The sequence below is a fragment of the Halobiforma lacisalsi AJ5 genome (assembly GCF_000226975.2).
In the GTDB taxonomy this organism is placed as follows: Archaea; Halobacteriota; Halobacteria; order Halobacteriales; family Natrialbaceae; genus Natronobacterium; species Natronobacterium lacisalsi.
Map to the genome: position 1 here is coordinate 359,975 of NZ_CP019285.1, position 18,522 is coordinate 378,496.

General features: G+C 67.7%; 16 protein-coding genes. 7 read left to right on the forward strand and 9 right to left on the reverse strand.

The genetic code is table 11. The features are described 5' to 3' along the window. The first annotated feature begins 12 nt into the window (after positions 1–12). A complete protein-coding gene (locus CHINAEXTREME_RS21735) occupies positions 13–186 on the forward strand; it encodes a DUF7556 family protein (protein WP_007142255.1) in 174 nt (57 codons plus the stop codon). A gap of 97 nt (positions 187–283) precedes the next feature. Here CHINAEXTREME_RS21735 and CHINAEXTREME_RS21990 read toward each other — a convergent pair whose 3' ends face one another. Beyond that, positions 284–550: a hypothetical protein gene (locus CHINAEXTREME_RS21990; protein ID WP_193790376.1), complete on the reverse strand. Its 267-nt coding sequence runs from the start codon at positions 548–550 to the stop codon at positions 284–286. Here CHINAEXTREME_RS21990 and CHINAEXTREME_RS01625 point away from each other — a divergent pair. Next, the gene (locus CHINAEXTREME_RS01625) at positions 542–1,849 is read left to right on the forward strand and encodes an acetamidase/formamidase family protein (RefSeq protein WP_007142253.1); all 1,308 of its coding nucleotides are present in this window, start codon (positions 542–544) and stop codon (positions 1,847–1,849) included. The genes CHINAEXTREME_RS21990 and CHINAEXTREME_RS01625 overlap by 9 nt on opposite strands. A 78-nt stretch (positions 1,850–1,927) precedes the next feature. Here the strand turns inward: CHINAEXTREME_RS01625 and CHINAEXTREME_RS01630 are convergent, their stop codons facing one another. After that, entirely contained in the window at positions 1,928–2,143 is a 216-nt protein-coding gene (locus CHINAEXTREME_RS01630) for a hypothetical protein (RefSeq protein ID WP_029601470.1), read from the reverse strand. Positions 2,144–2,265: 122 nt separating this feature from the next. After that, on the reverse strand, positions 2,266–3,291 hold the full coding sequence (locus CHINAEXTREME_RS01635; RefSeq protein WP_007142251.1) for a phosphoribosylaminoimidazolesuccinocarboxamide synthase: 1,026 nt from the start codon (positions 3,289–3,291) through the stop codon (positions 2,266–2,268). 159 nt (positions 3,292–3,450) lie between these two features. Between CHINAEXTREME_RS01635 and CHINAEXTREME_RS01640 the strand changes: the two genes are divergently transcribed. From CHINAEXTREME_RS01640 to CHINAEXTREME_RS01655, 4 genes are all read left to right on the forward strand, one after another. After that, positions 3,451–6,114, forward strand: coding sequence for a methyl-accepting chemotaxis protein (locus CHINAEXTREME_RS01640; RefSeq protein ID WP_076738687.1), 2,664 nt, complete (start codon positions 3,451–3,453; stop codon positions 6,112–6,114). A gap of 159 nt (positions 6,115–6,273) precedes the next feature. After that, positions 6,274–8,838, forward strand: a complete 2,565-nt coding sequence (locus CHINAEXTREME_RS01645; protein ID WP_007142249.1) for a methyl-accepting chemotaxis protein — start codon at positions 6,274–6,276, stop codon at positions 8,836–8,838. 142 nt (positions 8,839–8,980) lie between these two features. Next, a complete protein-coding gene (gene cofH / locus CHINAEXTREME_RS01650; RefSeq protein ID WP_007142248.1) occupies positions 8,981–10,354 on the forward strand; it encodes a 7,8-didemethyl-8-hydroxy-5-deazariboflavin synthase subunit CofH in 1,374 nt (457 codons plus the stop codon). A gap of 106 nt (positions 10,355–10,460) precedes the next feature. Further along, a complete protein-coding gene (locus CHINAEXTREME_RS01655) occupies positions 10,461–11,777 on the forward strand; it encodes a M48 family metallopeptidase (protein WP_007142247.1) in 1,317 nt (438 codons plus the stop codon). A gap of 17 nt (positions 11,778–11,794) precedes the next feature. Here the strand turns inward: CHINAEXTREME_RS01655 and CHINAEXTREME_RS01660 are convergent, their stop codons facing one another. From CHINAEXTREME_RS01660 to CHINAEXTREME_RS01685, 6 genes are all read right to left on the reverse strand, one after another. Continuing rightward, positions 11,795–12,253, reverse strand: coding sequence for a DUF2267 domain-containing protein (locus tag CHINAEXTREME_RS01660; protein ID WP_007142246.1), 459 nt, complete (start codon positions 12,251–12,253; stop codon positions 11,795–11,797). An 83-nt stretch (positions 12,254–12,336) separates the two neighbouring features. After that, a complete protein-coding gene (locus CHINAEXTREME_RS01665; protein WP_007142245.1) occupies positions 12,337–13,317 on the reverse strand; it encodes an LLM class flavin-dependent oxidoreductase in 981 nt (326 codons plus the stop codon). Between the two features lie 56 nt (positions 13,318–13,373). After that, positions 13,374–14,120, reverse strand: a complete 747-nt coding sequence (locus tag CHINAEXTREME_RS01670) for a GIDE domain-containing protein (RefSeq protein ID WP_007142244.1) — start codon at positions 14,118–14,120, stop codon at positions 13,374–13,376. A 66-nt stretch (positions 14,121–14,186) separates the two neighbouring features. Then, the gene (locus CHINAEXTREME_RS01675) at positions 14,187–15,410 is read right to left on the reverse strand and encodes an ABC transporter permease (protein WP_007142243.1); all 1,224 of its coding nucleotides are present in this window, start codon (positions 15,408–15,410) and stop codon (positions 14,187–14,189) included. Continuing rightward, positions 15,407–16,249 (reverse strand): ABC transporter ATP-binding protein, encoded by an 843-nt coding sequence (locus CHINAEXTREME_RS01680; protein WP_007142242.1) that lies wholly within the window; start codon positions 16,247–16,249, stop codon positions 15,407–15,409. The genes CHINAEXTREME_RS01675 and CHINAEXTREME_RS01680 overlap by 4 nt, the downstream gene beginning before the upstream one ends. Positions 16,250–16,352: 103 nt before the next feature. Beyond that, complete coding sequence (locus CHINAEXTREME_RS01685; protein WP_007142241.1) at positions 16,353–17,909, reverse strand: amidohydrolase; 1,557 nt, start codon at positions 17,907–17,909, stop codon at positions 16,353–16,355. Between the two features lie 129 nt (positions 17,910–18,038). Between CHINAEXTREME_RS01685 and CHINAEXTREME_RS01690 the strand changes: the two genes are divergently transcribed. After that, positions 18,039–18,521 (forward strand): hypothetical protein, encoded by a 483-nt coding sequence (locus CHINAEXTREME_RS01690; RefSeq protein WP_007142240.1) that lies wholly within the window; start codon positions 18,039–18,041, stop codon positions 18,519–18,521. The last annotated feature ends 1 nt before the right edge of the window (position 18,522 follow it).

Consider the following 18,522-nt stretch of genomic DNA (forward strand, 5'->3'; position numbering starts at 1 on the left):
AGATATCCGAACATGACGCCCAATCCAGGCTCTATCGGCAAGTTGCCGGCGGACGGCGGTGAGATCGTGGCGGCGATCGACGAGATCGACGGCCGACCACATCTCGTCATCGCCGATATCGCCCGGGACGACGCCTGGATCTCGGTAGCGGCGGACGACGCCGCGCCGCTGCCGGACTGGGAGTGATCGCCGAGGTCGTCGTCGGGAGAGCGACCGCTCGTCGGCCGTACTCTCGAGTCGTTTTTCAGCGCGGTCAGGATCGTGGTTGACGAAATGCGGGTCCTCAGCCGTCGACGCGGTCGACCGAGACGTTCTCGAACAGCGGCCGCCGCCGCTCGAGTTGCGCCTCGAGGTTCCGTCGTTCGGTTTTCGCGAGCGTGACCGCGACGGGGTCGATGACGGCGGCGACGTAGCGGGCCGCGTCGTCGGGGTCGGGGTTCGCTCCGGACGAGTCGTCGAGCAGTGATTGCCGGTTCCCGGTTCCCGGTTTACGGCGTGCTACTGACCTTTTATTTCCGTCGCCGTCGTAGTCTGGTACGTTATGGCACAACGTGAAGTCCAACAGGAGCTATCGGTCGACCAGTACACGCTCGGGCTGGTCGGCCCGGACCGGGAGTGGGCCGGAACGGTCGCCGACGGCGGGACGATCGAGACGTACACCCCGCCGGCCTGTTGGGGGCCGATGATCACGCCCTCGTTCCGGGGCGGACACGAGGTCACGCGGCCGATCCGGGTCGAGAACGCCGAGGTCGGCGACGCGATCGCCCTGAAGATCAGGGAGATCGAGGTCACGAGCATGGCCACCAGCACCGGGACGATGCGCGAACGGGAGGCGGCATTCGAGGACGACCCGTTCGTCGACCACCGCTGTCCCGAGTGCGGGACGGAGTGGCCCGAGTCGGTCGTCGAGGGCACCGGCGAGGACGCGATCCGCTGCAAGGAGTGTGGCGCGAACGCCTCGTCGTTCGGCTTCGAGTACGGCTACACCGTGGCCTTCGACGAGGACCGTACCGTCGGCGTGACGATGGACGCCGACGGCGCACACGAACTCGCGACCGACGCCGAGGAGGTCATGGACATCCCCGAGAACTCCCGGCAACACCCCATCCTGCTGTACGAACCCTCGGAGATGCCCGGCACGCTCGGACGGCTGCGCCCCTTTATCGGCAACGTCGGGACGACCCCGCCCGTGGAACTGCCCGACTCCCACAACGCTGGCGATTTCGGCCAGTTCCTGATCGGTGCCGACCACGACTGGGGTCTCGAGAGCGAGGCCGACCTCGAGGAGCGGACGGACGGCCACATGGACGTACCCGAGGTTCGGGCCGGTGCGACGCTGATCTGTCCCGTCAAGGTCGACGGCGGCGGCGTCTACGTCGGCGACCTTCACGCCAACCAGGGCGACGGCGAACTCTCACTGCACACGACCGACGTCAGCGGCACGGTCCGGATGGACGTCGAGGTGATCGAGGACCTCGAGATCGACGGGCCGATCCTCCTGCCTAACGAGGAGGATCTGCCGTTCATCTCGACACCCTACAGCGACGAGGAACGTAAGGCGGGCCGCGAACTCGCCGAGAAGCATGGCGTCGACCTCGAGGACGACATGGGGCCGATCCAGGTGATCGGCTCCGGCGCGACGATCAACGACGCGACCGAGAACGCGTTCGACCGGGCCGGCGACCTTCTCGGCATGAGCGAGGGCGAGGTCCGGTCGCGATGTACGTTCACAGGCGGCGTCCAGATCGGCCGACTACCGGGCGTCGTCCAGTTGGACATGCTCGCACCGATGGACGTCCTCGAGGATCGCGGGATGGCCCATCTGGTGCGAGAGCAGTACGACCTCTAACGACCGGTGAGAAAAGATAGGGGAAACGAATCGGAGACCAGGAACCGGAACCGCGAACGCAGCCGTCGATAGCGAAACTCAGTCGGCCTCGTTCGTCTCAGCCTCGAGCGACGGACCTCCCTGCGGGGAACCCGTCAATCGCTCGTTCCACGTCTCGGAGACGACGGGTGCCAGGGCCAGGAACGTCATGGCGGCGATGAACACGGTCAGCATGATGCTGGCGACGGCCGCGACGCCGATCGTCGGATCGAACGGAACGATACTCGCCGGCACGGAACTGATGGGAACGGTCATTTCGTGCTTCAGGGTGAGGTCCCCCAGCATATGAGGGTTACTGATTTGCCCGGAATCGGTACGGACGCTACCCTCTACCGCGTCGTTCGGTAACTACCCGCAAAACGACGGTCGGCCGCCGGCTACAGCCGCCGCACGGCACCGATCGCCTTCGAGAGCGGCGGCGCGTCGAACAGCTCTCGGCCGATGTAGGCATTGGCCCCGGCACAGTACATGTCGCGTGCGGTCTCGAGGACGCTCTCCTCGAGCGGGTCGGGCGTTTCGTCACAGAGGGACTTCCAGTCTGCGACGCCCTCGTGTTTCGCCTCGGCCTTGGCTTGCTCGACGGCCTGGACCCACTCGGGCTGGGTGCGCTTGTGATACTGGCGCAGCACTTCCTTCGAGAGCTGGGTCCCCTCGTAGCTGAAGCGGTTCTCGTCGAAGGTGCCGACGACGTCGGCCACGCGGATCTCGCCGTCGTAGTAACAACACTCGATCTTCCCGTCCTGGTGGTCGAGCCCGGCTTCCTCGGCGCGTTCGGTGACGATCCGGTTGACCTCGCGGGCGAGTGACTCGAGGTCGTCGATCCCCGCTTTTCCGGCGATAGCGTCGGCCTCCTCGCGGTCGAGGTAGCGGTCGCTCTCCTCGTACTTCGTCGAGAACTCGACGACCGGCTCCTCGAGGTCGACGGGTTCGTTCGGCCAGCTATCGAGCTCGAGACCGTGGTCGGCGGGGTCGGTGCGCCGTCGGAGGCTGGAGCCGACGGGAACCCGGTTGCGGAAGACGACCTCGAGGGGGATCAGGTAGTTCTCGCCGGCGTCGGCGTGATAGCTGTCGTAGTCGTATTCGCGGCCGTCGTTGGGGAGGTCGGGAACCTGCGTCAACTCGATAGCCATCTCGCGGGGCGGTTCGTCGACCTCCTCGAGAGGGACGGGTTCGTCCGCGTCGTCGGGGACGACCCCCCGGTAATGGGTCGGGATCCCCGCGGACTCGAGGCGCTCGAAGTTGTACGCGCCCATCGTACAGAGGCTCGCGCCCTTCTGGGGGATCGTGTCGGGCATCTTCCCCCAGTCGAAGACGGAGTAGTCGTCGGTGAAGACGAACGACCCTCGGCCGAGTCGGCTCTCGGTCGCGGGCGTTTCGATCCGGAACTCCTTGACGCTCGTCACGGCTGCCACCCGGCGGCGGTACGGTCGCCGTCGTACATACCCGAACCCGCGTGGTGATCCCTCAAGAAGGTTTCAGTATCGATCGCAGGGTCGGTCCCGCCGGTTCGGCCGCGAGTCCGGCCACAATCTCTTTCTGGGATGGAAAGAAGCTCTTGGTAAATGACATCACGACTCCAGCGGCTCCTTCCTGACCGGATTCGGTCGAGTTACGTCGCGAAGTTCGCCCTGGTCATCTGCGTCGTGCTCGTCGTGACGGTCGCCGCCGCCTTGTTCTTCTACGTCGACATTACGGGGGAGATCACCACGAACGTCCAGAGCGAGGTGGAACTGGCGACGAGCGACGAAGCGAGCGAACTCTCGAGTCTGCTCGAGAGCCACGAGGAGACCGCCCGTTCGATCGCAGGGACGACCGTCCTCGAGCGGGGTTCGGACGAGGACGTCGAGACACGACTTGCCGAGGAGCAACGGGGAGCGGGGGACGCCGTCATTGCAATTCACCACGTGGACCTGGCGAGCGACGAGATCATCCACAGCAGCGACGCGAACGCGGTCGAGACGGACGTCTCGGAGTACGGGATGACGATCCACCTCCCGGTCAAGGACACGGTCGTCGAGCGGGAGTACAGCGGCAACCTGAACGTCGACTCGACGTACACGGACACGTTCGAATACGACGGCAACGCGGTCATCGCCTTCCTCAGTCCGGTCGAGCGTGCCGGGGACGGGGAGACTGCCGTGATGGTGGTAGCCTCGGCGACGGAGCTCGCGGCCGAGTTCGAGGAGCCGGTGGAGGGCGGCCACATCCGGGTCGTCGACGTCAAAAGCACGGCCGTGTTGCTCGCCGAGGACGACGACGCGATCGGCGAGACTTACCGCGAGGGAGAGGAGAGTGCGCTCATCGACAGCGTCACCCACGAGGCTGGCGAGTCAGTCAACGAGAGCGAGGACGACGACGGCTCCGGAGTGCTCGAGTACGACGACACCGACGAACTGGTCGGCTACGCCACGGTGCCCGAGACGGACTGGGTGCTGGCCACCCACGCCCCGGAGAGCAACGCGTACGCACTGGCCGACGAGGTCGCTACGTCGCTGCTTACGTTGATCGCGATCGCCGTCGGCGGCCTGCTGGTCGTCGGGGCGACGATCGGGCGCTCGACGGCCCACGCGCTCGACGACCTGGCCGACAACGCCGTGGCGATCTCCGAAGGGGCGACCGACGTCGAGGTCGCAGACGACGACCGAATCGACGAGGTCGGACAGGTACGACGCGCCTTCGACGGCATCCAGTCGTACCTCGAGACGGCCGCCGACCAGGCCGACGCCATCGCCCGCCAGGAGTTCGACGATCCCGCCCTCGAACGCGACGTGCCCGGCGGGCTCGGCGATTCCCTCGAGACGATGCGGACCGACCTCGAGCGATCCATCGACGACCTCGAGGCGTCGAAGGCCGAAGCCGAAGCATCGCGCGAGGAGGCTGCCGAGGCCCGTCGCGAAGCGGAGGAACTCGCCCAGCGTCTCGAGCGCAAGGCCGGGGAGTTCGCGGACGTGATGGCCGACGCCGCCGACGGGGACTTCACCCGCCGACTCGACGAGAACGTCGACAACGACGCTCTCGCCGAGATCGCCGCCGCGTTCAACGGGATGCTCGAGGATCTCGAGCGGACCGTCCTCGATATTCAGGGGATGGCCGAAGAGGTCGACCGCGTCAGCCGGGACGTAACCGCCCGCGTCGAGGAGATCGAACAGGCCAGTACCGAGGTCAGCACCTCCGCCGACGAGATCGCCACGGCTACCGCCGAACAGAGCCAGCGGTTCCAGGAGGTCTACGGCGAGATGAACGACCTCTCCGCCACGGTCGAGGAGATCGCTTCCACCGCGGACGACGTCGCCTCGGTCTCGGAGGAAGCCGCCGATCGCGCCGAGGCGGCCGGCGAAGCCAGCAGCGAGATCCGGTCGGAGATGGATCGACTCGAGGACCGGACGGAGGCGATCACCGATCGGATCGAGCAACTGGACGACGAGATGGGCGAGATCCGCGAGATCGTCGATCTGATCGACGACATCGCGGGCCAGACGAATCTGCTCGCACTCAACGCCTCGATCGAGGCCGCCGCCGCGGGGAGCGAGGGCGACGGGTTCGCAGTCGTCGCCGACGAGGTCAAATCACTGGCAGAGGAGACCGCCGAGGCCACTCAGGAGGTCGACGACCGCATCTCCGAGGTCGAACGCTCCGTCGAGGAGACCGTCGACGAGATCGAACGCATGCGCCGGCAGGTCGACCGCGGGGTCGACGTCGTCGACGACGGGATCGAGGCGATCGACGCGATCACCGACCGGGTAGACGAGGCGAACGAGGGCGTCAAGTCGATCGACGAGGCGACCGACGAGCAGGCCCGTGCCAGCGAGCGGGTCGTCACGATGGTCGACGAGGCGACCGAAAACAGCGAGGAGACGAAAGACGAGACCGAGAACGTCGCCGCGGCCGTCGAAGAACAGACCGCGACGATCGCCGAAGTCGCCTCCGGCGCACAGACCCAGACCGAACTCGCCGAAGAACTGCGTGACTCCCTCGAGGCGTTCGACGTGGACGAAGGGGCTGACGGCGGGGGCGACGGTGAAGGCGAGGGCGAGAAAGAAACCGAGAACGCGACCGACGACGCACCCCTCGAGTGGGACGAGGACGACGTCGATGGAGGCGGTGCGGCGAACGACGCGGAGGCCGCGGGGACCGGTACGGATGCCGAATCCTCGGGAGACGAGTCCGAACCGGATGAGGACGGGCCGGACGAAGTTTCCGACGTTCCCGCGACGACCGACGAGTGATACGGGGTCGGGATCGGGCCGGGGTTGGAGTCGGAGTCTGGGTCGGCGTCGGCGTCGGCGTCGGTAGACCCGGAGAAACTCGATCGCCGCCGACCGCGTGAGGTGCTCACACGTCTTGGGCCACAACTGCTTTTGTACCGTAGTCGAATCCTCCGGGAAATGGCTGGTTTGCAGGGACTCGTTCCGGATCCCCTCCGACGAAGCTACGTGGCGAAGTTCGGACTCGTCATCGTTCTCGTGTTGCTCGTCACGCTGGGGGTCGCCGGGTTCTACTACGTCGACATTTCCGAGGAGATCACCGCCGACGTACAGTCGGAGATGGAACTGACCGCCGAACTCGAGGCCGACGAGATCGGCTCCTGGATCGAAACGCAGGAACAGCAGGCGGCCGCGCTCGCCTCCGACGGCGACGCTGACCTGGCCGGGAGCTCCGATATCGGGATCAACACCGCGCTGAAAAACGAGTTGACGTTCATGCCCGACGAGGTGCAACGACTCCACTACGTCGACCTCGAGTCCAACGAGATCGCACACAGCACCGACGAGGCTGTGGTGGGGACAGACCTCGCGGAACTGGGGGTCGACGTCCACGAGCGCGAAGTCGGCTACGTCGAGGAACACGAGTTCGACGGCAGCTACATCGCCGACGGACGCGCGACACACTCGGACGTCTACGAGTCGAACGGCGAGCCCGTGATGGCGTTCTTCGGCCCGATCGAGGGAGAGGACGCGGCGGTAATGATCGTCGTGTCGGTCGACGGCGTCTCGGAAACGTTCGCCGAGTCGATCGAAGGCAGCACGACCGAGGTCGTCGACGCGTCGGACGGGAACGTGATGCTGGCGAACGAGAGCGACGCCGTGCTCTCGACGTACCGCGACGGCCCCGACAGCCGAGTGATCGAAGAGGGACGGAGCGGCCCGGGATCGACCGAGTTCGACGACGCGGACGACGTCGTCGCGTACGCGCCGGTGCCGAACACCGACTGGGTCATCGCCACCCACGCCCCCCAGACCAACGCCTACGCGCTGGTCGACGACGTCGCGGGGTCGCTGATCGTCATCATCTCGATCGCGCTGGCCGGCTTCCTGATCATCGGCGCGACGATCGGCCGCTCGACCGCCAACGCCCTCGAGGGGCTCGCCGAGGACGCAACCCGGCTCTCGGAGGGGGACACGAGCATCACGATCGAGGACGACGGTCGGATCGACGAGGTCGGGCAAGTGCGGACCGCCTTCGCGGGCATCCAGTCGTACCTCGAGACGGCCGCCGACCAGGCCGACGCCATCGCCCGCCAGGAGTTCGACGACCCGGCTCTCGAGCGCGACGTGCCCGGCGGGCTCGGCGACTCCCTCGAGACGATGCGAGCCGACCTCGAGAGTTACATCGACGACCTCGAGGCGTCGAAGGCCGAAGCCGAGGCGTCCCAGGAGCAGGCTGCGGAGGCCCGTCGCGAGGCCGAAGAACTCGCCCAGCGCCTCGAGCGCAAGGCCGGGGAGTTCGCGGACGTGATGGCCGACGCCGCCGACGGGGACTTCACCCGCCGACTCGACGAGAACGTCGACAACGACGCTCTCGCCGAGATCGCCGCCGCGTTCAACGGGATGCTCGAGGATCTCGAGCGGACCGTCCTCGATATTCAGGGGATGGCCGAAGAGGTCGACCGCGTCAGCCGGGACGTAACCGCCCGCGTCGAGGAGATCGAACAGGCCAGTACCGAGGTCAGCACCTCCGCCGACGAGATCGCCACGGCTACCGCCGAACAGAGCCAGCGGTTCCAGGAGGTCTACGGCGAGATGAACGACCTCTCCGCCACGGTCGAGGAGATCGCTTCCACCGCGGACGACGTCGCCTCGGTCTCGGAGGAAGCCGCCGATCGCGCCGAGGCGGCCGGCGAAGCCAGCAGCGAGATCCGGTCGGAGATGGATCGGCTCGAGGACCGAACGGCGGCGATCACCGACCGGATCGAGCAACTGGACGACGAGATGGGCGAGATCCGCGAGATCGTCGACCTGATCGACGACATCGCGGGCCAGACGAACCTGCTGGCACTGAACGCCTCGATCGAGGCCGCCGCCGCAGGGAGCGAGGGCGACGGGTTCGCAGTCGTCGCTGACGAGGTCAAATCACTGGCAGAGGAGACTGCCAAGGCGACCCAGGAGGTCGACGACCGCATCTCCGAGGTCGAACGCGCCGTCGAGGAGACCGTCGACGAGATCGAACGCATGCAGGAACGCGTCGAGAACGGGAGCGAGGTCGTCGGCGAAGGAATCGAGGCGATCGAGGCGATCACCGAACAGGTCGCGGAGGCCAACGCCGGCGTCCAGTCGATCGACGAGGCGACCGACGAGCAGGCCCGCGCCAGCGAGCGGGTCGTCACGATGGTCGACGAAGTCACCGACGTCAGCGAGGAGACGAAAGACGAAACCGAGAACGTCGCCGCGGCCGTCGAAGAACAGACCGCGACGATCGCCGAAGTCGCCTCCGGCGCACAGACCCAGACCGAACTCGCCGAGGAACTCCGGGATTCGCTCGAGGCGTTCGACGTGGACGGCAAAGAGGCCGACGGCGAGGACGTGGCCGGCCGACTCGAGGGCGTCGCGGACGGGGAGGCAGACACCGACGGTCCGACCCGCACGGACGCCGACGACTCGGATGGCGAACTGCTCACGTACGAGGAAGAGACCGACCTCGAGGTGCGAGACGGGTCGGCCGACGAGGAGTAAGGCGCAGCGTCGACGTCCCGATCCGCTCGAGTGCCTCGAGCGAGACCCCGCGAACGCGCGGTGGGCGGTTCGAGTACGAACGGAACCAAACGGGTCGCCCGATCCATCACCCTTTTCTCGCTGTACCGGCATCGTTACTCCGATGGATTCCCCGGTGACCGAGATCGAGGCTGACCTCTCGTTCGAGCACGTTCCCGAGACCGATCAGTCGTTCGAGAACGCCCTCGAGAAGGCCCGCGACGGCGATCGGCTCACTGTCGACGACGCCGTCGAGTTGCTCACGACCGGGACCGACACCGACGGGATCGACCGCCGGCGCAAGGAACGCGTCCTCGAGGCCGCGGATCGGCGCCGGGCCGAGGTCGTCGGCGACGAAGTCACCTTCACGGCGAACCTCAACAACAACGTCACCACCGCCTGTAACGTCGGCTGCCTGTTCTGTAATTTCAAGGACACCGCCCGCACCTTCGAGCGGGACGCCGACGTCGAGACGGCCGGGTTCACGAAGACGCCGGCCGAGTCCCGCGAGATCGTCGCCGACGCCGTCGAGCGGGGGATCTACGAGGTCTGCTCGGTCTCGGGGCTTCACCCCGCGTTCGCCCTCGACGACGAGCACAGGGAACTCCTCGAGGCCCACCCCGAGCCAAAGGAGATCAACTACAAGCCGCCCGAGGTCTACGAGACGAATCCCGGCACGTACGTCGACCAGATCGCGGCGATGAGCGTCGACGGGGTCCACGTCCACTCGATGACGCCCGAGGAGGCCTACCACGCCCGACGGGGGACCGACTGGTCGTACGAGGAGGTCTACCGCCGGCTGAAAGACGCCGGCCTCGATACGGTGCCGGGGACGGCCGCCGAGATCCTCGTCGACGAGGTCCGTGACGTCATCTGCCCCGGGAAGATCCGCACCGACGACTGGCTCGAGGCGATGGAGGCCGCGGCTGAGGTCGGCCTGGGGATGACGGCGACGATCATGTACGGCCACGTCGAGAACGAGGCCCACCGTGCGCTCCACCTGAAACGGGTCCGGGACCTGCAGGACCGGACCGGCAACATCACGGAGTTCGTCCCCCTCTCGTTCGTCCACCGGAATACGCCGCTGTACGAGCAGGGCGTGATCGCCGGCGGTGCGAGCGACGACGAGGACGAACTGCTGATCGCCGTCTCGCGGCTGTTCCTCGATAACGTCGACCACATCCAGTCCTCCTGGGTGAAATACGGCGACGAACAGGGCCTGAAGATGCTGAACTGCGGGGCCGACGACTTCATGGGAACGATCCTCTCCGAGGAGATCACCAAGCGCGCGGGCGGCGACTACGGCGAGTTCCGGTCGTTCCGGGACTACGTCGAGATGATCACCTCCATCGGCCGGATCCCCGTCGAGCGGTCGACCGACTACGAGAAGCGACGGGTCGTCGACCCCGACGACCCGCCCTTCGGCCCGCAACTCGGTCCGAAAGCCGACGGGACGCCGCTGCTCGAGGGCGAACGGCGAGCGCCGGCCGACGACTGATCCCGGAGACCCGGAGACCCGAAGACTCGAACGGACGCGACGGACGCCGAGCCCCGTGAGCGAGCACGAGGGAACCTTAATCCGTTCCCACACCAACGGACCCAACATGCTCGCGTACCACGCCCTGTTTCTGCTCCTGTTCGTCGGCACGACGGCCTTCTTCAGCGTCCTGGCCGTTCTGAACGTCCGCCACGGGCGGCGGGCGCTCGAACGCGAACGCGACTGGGTCGAGAAGCGACTGGACGTCGCGGACCTCGATCGGGTGGTCGGCTACCAGCGATCGAAGACGCTGCTCTCGCAGGTCCGCACGTGGCTCGGCGTCGCCGTCGTGCTCGCGGCGCTCTACTCGGGCGCGCTCGCCGAGATCGTCGCCGGACTCGAGGGACTGGGGTACGGGCCGGTCCTCACGGGCGTCGTCTTCTTCGCGGGCGCGGTCGTCGCGCTCCGGCTCCTGTCGGTGCCGTTCGACGCGTACGACACCTTCGTGATCGAAGAACGGTTCGACTTCAACGAGACGACGCCCGGCCTCTTCCTCCGCGACGCAGTCCTGGGGACGGCGATCGGCGTCGTCTTCGCGGCCGCCCTCGCGGCCGGCGTGCTCTGGTTCGTGGCAGCGGTCCCGACCTACTGGTGGCTGGCCGCAGTCGGGCTCTACGCGGCGTTCTCACTAACGATGCTCGTCGTCTATCCCCGAGTCATCGCGCCGCTTTTCAACGATTTCGAACCGGTCGAGTCCGGATCGTTGCGGGACGCGGTCGAGCGCGTCTTCGAACGGGCTGGCTTCTCCTGTGACGACGTCTACGTCATGGACGCGAGCAAGCGCTCCTCGCACGCCAACGCCTACTTCATCGGCTTCGGCCGGACCAAACGGGTCGTGCTGTTCGACACCCTCGTCGAGACGATGGACCGCGAGGAGATCCAGGCCGTGCTGGCCCACGAACTCGCCCACTGGAAGCGGGCCCACATCTGGAAGCAGTTCGCCGCCGGAGTCGTCCGGGTCGGGGCCGTCTTCGCGGTCCTGTGGCTGTTGCTCGAGACGACGTGGCTGTACGCGATGTTCGACCTGCCCGAGACGGCCTACGCCGGGCTGGCGGTCGGCGCGCTCTGGATCCAGCCGCTCGCGAAACTCGCCAGCCCGCTCGAGAACCGGCTCTCGCTCGCCCACGAGCGCGAGGCCGACGCCTTCGCGACGGAGGTGATGGGCGACGGCGAGCCGTTGATCGAGGCGCTGTGTCGGCTGGCCTCGGAGAACCTCTCGAACCCGTTCCCCCATCCGCTCTACGCGACGTTTCACTACACGCACCCGCCAATTCCGGACCGAATCAGGTACCTCCAGGTCCTCGAGGACGGGGGTGACCTCGAGACGGACGCGGGGTCGGGCGAGCCGCCCTCGCCGGCGAGCGGGTCGGACGCCTCCGACTGAGTCGGTCCGCAGGGACCTCACTCGGTCGACTCCCAGGGTTTCGTCTCGGCGTCGACGAACTCGGACAGTTCGTCGAATTCGTCGGGAAGTTGGGTCTCGACGTTCGCGAGTTCCCCGCCGGGTGCCAGCAGACTGACGAGTTCGATCACCGCCTTGCTTCGGTAGACCGCCTCCGCGCGGTCGATCTCCGCCGGCCTGCCGTAGGCGGCGTCGAGATCGAGATCGTCGTGGTTCAGTTTCGCCTGTACGCGGTCGACGAACCCGTCGAAGTCGAACGTGTGGCCGTGGTCGGCCGCGAGCAGGTAGCGGTCGATCTCCATCGGCAGCGGACCCGCGATGTCCGTCGCCCCGCCCTCGCCGACGCGTTCGCCGAGCGTCTCGAGGACCGCACGCGTCGTCCTGACGGCCTCGGCCTGCGTCCCGGCCTCCACTCGGTGCTGTACCTCGCCGATGAAGTCGTTGTAGCTCGTTGACATCGGAACCACCTAGCGATCGATACGGAGGAGTCGAAAAACCATACGCCGGCCTTCGCAGGTCGGAATCGACGGGGCGACCGGAACTACCCCTCGGGAGCGAACGCCACCATCGTCTCCTCGAGCGTCTCGGTCGAGGCTGGCTCGGGGAGGACAATAAGCGGCTCGTCGATCGGCGTCCGCTCGACCAGCCCCTGCAGTCGGTCGCGGGCGTCGTCGGGCGTCGCCGCGATCCCCAGGTCGTCGACCATCTCGTCGGAGACGGCGTCGGCGGCGGCCTCCCGATCCCCGGAGCGCCAGGCGTCGGCGACCCGGTCGGCCCGCTCGGGGTAGGCCGACGCGACCGCGTTCCGGTACCCCTCGCCGCTGCCGACGTAGTACGCGACGTGTCGACGGATCGTCCGGCGCGCCGTCTCGAGGTCCGGGTCGACGGCCGCGGGGACATACGGCGCGACCGTGATCTCCGCGGGGTCGCGGTCCCGCTCCTGGGCAGCCCCGGCGACTTCCTCGAACGCCTCGTCGAGCTGCGAGAACGGGATGTTGTGCGGAATCCAGCCGTCGCAGAGCCGGCCGACGACCCGCCGGTTGGCCGGCCCGAGCCCGGCGTGGTAGATCGGCACCGATCCGCTCTCGAGCGCGGGGAAGTCCGCGACCGAGAGCAGTTCGCCGTCGTAGTCGACGGGCTCGCCGTCGCCGGAGAGGTACCCGCGGACGATCTCGATGGTCTCGTGGGCGCGTCGCACCGGCTGGTCGAACGACATCCCGTGGAGATCCTCGACGGCCTTCGGGGTACTCGTCCCGAGTCCGAGCGTGAACCGCCCGTCGGAGGCGCGCTCGAGCGCGGCAGCGGTCATCGCCAGGACGGCCGGCGACCGCGAGTAGACGTTCAGGATGGCGCTGCCGAGTTCTACCTCGTCGGTGCGGGTCGCCAGTTCGCCTAGCTGGACGACGGCGCTTTCGCCCCACAACTCGCCGAGCCAGACCCCGTCGTAGCCGAGTTCTTCGGCGCGAACCGCGCGATCGATCCGTTCGGCGTCCCCCGACGTCAGTACCAGTCCGACGTTCATGGTCGTGGTCTCGATGCCCAGCGAGAAAAGGATCGGTGTCGATCTGCCACGGCGGACTACAACGTCGCGATCGTCGCGATCGTCGCCGAAAACAGGCCGAGGGCGATCCACGTCAGTCCCGGCTTCGCCAGCCGCCGGGCGGCCACCTCCTGGGAGGCGTCCGCGACGACGAACGCGGGCGCGCCCGGCCCGTCCTCGATCACCGCGCTGACGTCCCGCATCCGCTCGCGCGCGTCGACATCGTAGCGGGACTGCCCGAAGACGTACGCCTCCTCGCCGGGCTCGAGCCGGCGTTCGTGGTACTTCCGGTCGTTCCCGGTCGCGATCTCGACGACCTTGAGGTCGACGGACGTGTTCTCTGACTCGAGGTCGGACTCGGTCGCGAGAAATTCCCGGATCGGCTCGGGTTCGGGCTCGCCGCCGTCGACCCGGATCGTGTCCTCGCTCGCGAGCGCGAGGTCGGCTCCCGCCGGGTCGACGCGCACGCTCGCGGTCTCGTCCTCGAGTCGGAACGGGACGCCGCCGGCCCCCCGATCGACGGTGTTCCACGAGGAGTTCTTGCCGCTGGACTGGTACTCCTCGACCTCGTACTCGTAGACGAGACACCCGCTGCCGGTCAGCGGCGCGGTCACCGTCGCATCGATCCGGTCCGCGGTCCCCTCGAGTTCGACCGGGCCGTCGGCTCGTTCGACCGCGACGACGTCGTCGGTGTCGCCCCGGTAGACGTGATATGCGGGCCTGAGTTTCCAGCAGCCGCCCGCAACGAGACCGATACCGACGGCGACGAACAGGACCTCGAACATCGATCGGAGGTCACAGCCGGCGGCGATAATAGTGTCGATCTCCGGACACCACGGCCGCCGAGGAACTCACTCGTGGCGCAAGGCCTCGATCGGATCCACACGCGCCCCGCGCCAGGCCGGATACAGCCCCGAGACGACGCCGACGCCGATCCCGACGGCGATCGCGATCGCGATCCAGTCGACCGGGTACGCCATCGGCCACTCGAGGAAGCGGACGCCGAGGTAGCCGGCCCCGAGCCCGGCGGCGACGCCGACGAGCGCACCGATCACCCCGAGGATGACCGACTCGACGAGAAACAGTTGCATGACGTCGCGTTTCGTCGCGCCGACGGCCTTCATGATGCCGATCTCCCGGGTCCGCTCGGTGACGCTGACGATCATGATGTTCGCGATGCCGATCGAACCGACCACGAGCGCGATCGCCGCGACCGCACCGATAAACAGCGTCAGTTGGTCGACGATGTCGGTGAACTGCTCGATCGCGTCCTCCACCGTCTGGACCTCGATTCGGTCGTCCTCGGCTTTCAGTTCGGCGGCGTGGGACTCCTCCTCGAGGTAGTCGACGACCGCTTCCTGTGCAGGATCGATTCGCTCGAAGTTCTCCGCGCCGACCTGCAGCGTCGGGTACGCGATCTCCTCGTCGCCGTCGGGCGTCTCGATGGTCGTCTCGTAGTAGGAGTCGACGGGGACGAATACCTGCGGCGGCGTCTGCTCGCCGAATTCGCGCTCGACGACGCCGGTGACGGTCACCGTCACGACCTCGCCGTCCTCGAACGCGAGCTCGAGTTCGTCGCCTGCCGAGAGGTTCTCCTCGAACAGCCGGCTGGCCGGCTCGTTGACGACGGCCTCGTCGGGGCCGTCGAAGGGCTCACCTTCGACGAAGGTCGTGTGTTCGAAGCGATCGGCGGTCGTCGCCTGGGCGTCGATGACGCCGGTCACCTGTTCGTCGTCCGTGGCCGTCTGGACGACGTCGACCGACGCTTCGGGCGCGACGAAGGCGACGTCCTCGCGTTCCTGGAGCGCCTCGACGTCGCTCTCGGTGTAGATCGGCGTATCGACGGGAACGATCCCCACGCCGGCTTCGGGTTCGGTCTGGGTCTGGACGACCATCACCGGCTCCTGTTCGGCCTCGATGTCGCCGACGATGCTCGCCGAGAAGCCGGAGCCAAGCACCATGAACGTGATGACGGCCGCGACGCCGATGATGACGCCGATCGTTGTCAGCGTCGACCGGAGCTTGTGCGAGGTGATCGACCGCCAGGCGATACGGACGCTCTCGCGAACGTTCATGGATCGGTTCCCTCCCCGGATTCGGCCTCCGCCCGGGCCTCGGCGTCCGCTCGACTTCCCGAATCATTCCGTCTCCTCCGGTCGGGGCCGGGTTCGAGCGCCGAGTCCGGGACGGCAACGTCCCGGGCCTCGTCCAGGTGCTCGAGATCCTCGATCCGGCCGTCGAGCAGGTGGACGACGTGGTCGGCGTACTCCGCGACCTCCCGCTCGTGGGTCACCACGAGCATCGTCGTCCCCTCGTCGTTCAGATCCGAAAAGAGGTCCATGATCTCGGCTTCGGTCTCGGTGTCGAGGTTGCCCGTCGGCTCGTCGGCCAGCACGAGCGTCGGATCGTTCGCCAGCGCCCGGGCGACGGCGACCCGCTGGCGCTGGCCACCCGAGAGTTCGCTGGGCAGGTGCTCCAGCCGGTCGCCGAGTCCGACCCGCTCGAGCAGCGTCCGCGCCCGTTGCTGTCGATCTGCGTCGACCGAATCGTGAAACACCATCGGCAGCGTGACGTTCTCCGCGGCGGTCAGCCGCGGCATCAGGTTGAACGTCTGGAAGACGAACCCGATCTCGGTCCCCCGAAGGTGGGCGCGCTCGGTATCCGAGAGCGCGCTCACCGATCGGCCGCCGACCTCGATCTCCCCCTCCGTGGGCGTATCGAGACACCCGATCAGGTTCATGAGCGTACTCTTCCCCGATCCGCTCGGCCCCATCACCGCGGTGAACGACCCCTCTCCAAGCGTCAGCGACACGCCGTCGATCGCGTGAACCGGCTCCGCGAGGTGATAGGTCCGGCGGACGTTCTCGACGGCGACGGCCGACGCCGTCTCGAGTGTCTGGCGCTCACCGGACATCTCAACCGGCTACCACGACCGCCCGGAAAACGGTTACAATCGGTCACAGAACGTGAGTATCGTCAGCGCGATCGAAAACCGGTTACCGGCTACCGGCCACCGACTACGCCTCGCGCCCATCGAAGACGACCTCCCCGTCGACGACCGTGTTCGCCACGTCTATCTCGTCGATCCGGTCGGTCTCCCACGGTGACTCCTCGAGGACGACCAGATCCGCCCGTTTGCCGACCTCGAGGGTGCCGAGTCGGTCCTCGTCGAAGCCGGCGTAGGCCGCGCCGCGGGTGTAGGCTCGCAGCGCCTCGGTCACCGAGAGTCGCTGGCTCTCGGTCGGCGCGGTGACGGCGTGGTGGACGCCGAGCAGCGGATCGAGCGGCATACAGTCCGAGCCAAAGGCGAGCGGGACGCCCGCCTCGAGTACGTCCCGGAGTCGGTTCGTCCGTCGCCGTCGCGCCTCGCCGAGCCGCTGGTCGTAGAGGCCGCCCTCGGCGGCCCAGCGGTGGAAGTTCGGCTGCATCGAGGCGACGATCCCCGCGTCGGCCATGCGCTCGAGGTGGTCGTCCGTCGCGAGTTCGACGTGTTCGATCCGGTGGCGCGACCTCGCGGGATCGTCGGTATCCTCGAGCGCGGCGATCGTCTCCTCGATGGCCTCGTCGCCGATGGCGTGGGCGGTCACCTGGTACCCCTCGGCGTCGGCCCGCTCGACGATCGCGCGGAGTTCGTCGGGGTCGACGACCCACTCGCCGTCGGTGTCGCTGTCGCCGTCGCCGTCCGCGTACGCCTCGCCCAGCTTCGCCGTCCGGGCCCCGATACTGCCGTCCGTGTAGGTCTTGATCGCGCCCGTCCGCACGCGGTCGCTGCCCGCGTTCGTCGCGAGGCCGACCTCCGTGACGGCCTCGAGGTGGTCGGCCCAGTAGTTGATTCGCACCCGCGTCGGGAGTTCGCCCTCGCCCTCGGCCTCGAGGTCGCGGTAGACCCGCGGGGCCTCGGAGTTGCGGACCATGTCGTGGACGGCGGTGACGCCTCGTTCGGCCGCGTGCTCGAGGCCGGCGGTGACCAGGTCGCGGGTCTCCTCGTAGCCCGGCGCGATCCCTTTCCGGACGGCCTCGGCGGCGTCCTCGACGACGACGCCCGTGGGTTCGCCGTCCTCTTTCCGGACGTCACCGTCGGGGAGATCCGCGGCGATCCGCTCGAGGGCGACGGAGTTCAGCGACGCGGCGTGCATGTCGACCCGGAGCGCGACGACGGGCCGCTCGTCGCTGACCCGATCCAGATCCTCGCGGGTGAGGTAGTCCGCGTCGTCCCACTCGCTCTCGTCGTAGCCGAAGCCCTGGATCCACTCCCCGTCGTCCGTCTCCGCCGCACGGGCCTCGAGGCGCTCGAGACACTCCCCGGCACTTTCCGCGCCCGAGAGGTCGGCGTGGACCAGGTACCGGCCGAGGTTCTCGACGTGAGTGTGGGCGTCGATGAAGCCGGGCAGGACGACCCGTCCCTCGCAGTCGATCACGTCCGTCTCGACGCCCTCGAGGAACTCGACCTCGTAGGCGTCGCCGAGACGGACGATCTCGCCGTTACGGACCGCGAGGGCCTCGTGGACCTCGTCGGGGTCCGTCAGCGTGTGTACTTCAGCGTTCGTGAACAGCCGGTCGGCGGCCTCGGTCATCGTTGGAACACGCTCGCGGAGGGGCAAAAACGGTACTGGTAACGGCACCGAGGCGGACCGAAGTCTGTCGGAACCGACGTGTCACCGATCTCACCGATATATAAGTCGTCTCGCCTCGAGTGCGTCCGTATGGTCTCCCGCGAAAACCGCGTCATCGTCGGCTCCTTCGTCCTCCTCGTCGCCGCGATCGCCCTCCTGACGACGATCGACCGCTACCTCGGCGTCTCGCTCGATCAGCACCCCCTCCCCGCGTTCCTCGTCGTCGTCGGAGTGGCGGTCGTCCTGCCTCAGCTATATCTCGCCGTGACCACGCCCGACGACGGCGAGGAGGTGTCGCCACGCGCCCGGGTCCGGTTCGCCGCCGTCGCGATCGCCGCCTTCGCCGTCATGTTCGCGGGCGGCACGATCACCGGGCTCGCCGACCTCACGGGCGGGGCGCTCGAGGACCCCGAAACGCTCCAGCACCTCGCGATCCTGTCGGTCGGCGCGCTGGCGCTCGTCGCGCTGGTCGGCTACGAGTTCCTCGACGGGTATCGATCGGGGTCGGATTCGGGGTCGGGGTCAGGGTCGGGATCGGGATCGAGATCCAGCAACCACGACACCCGAAAATGAC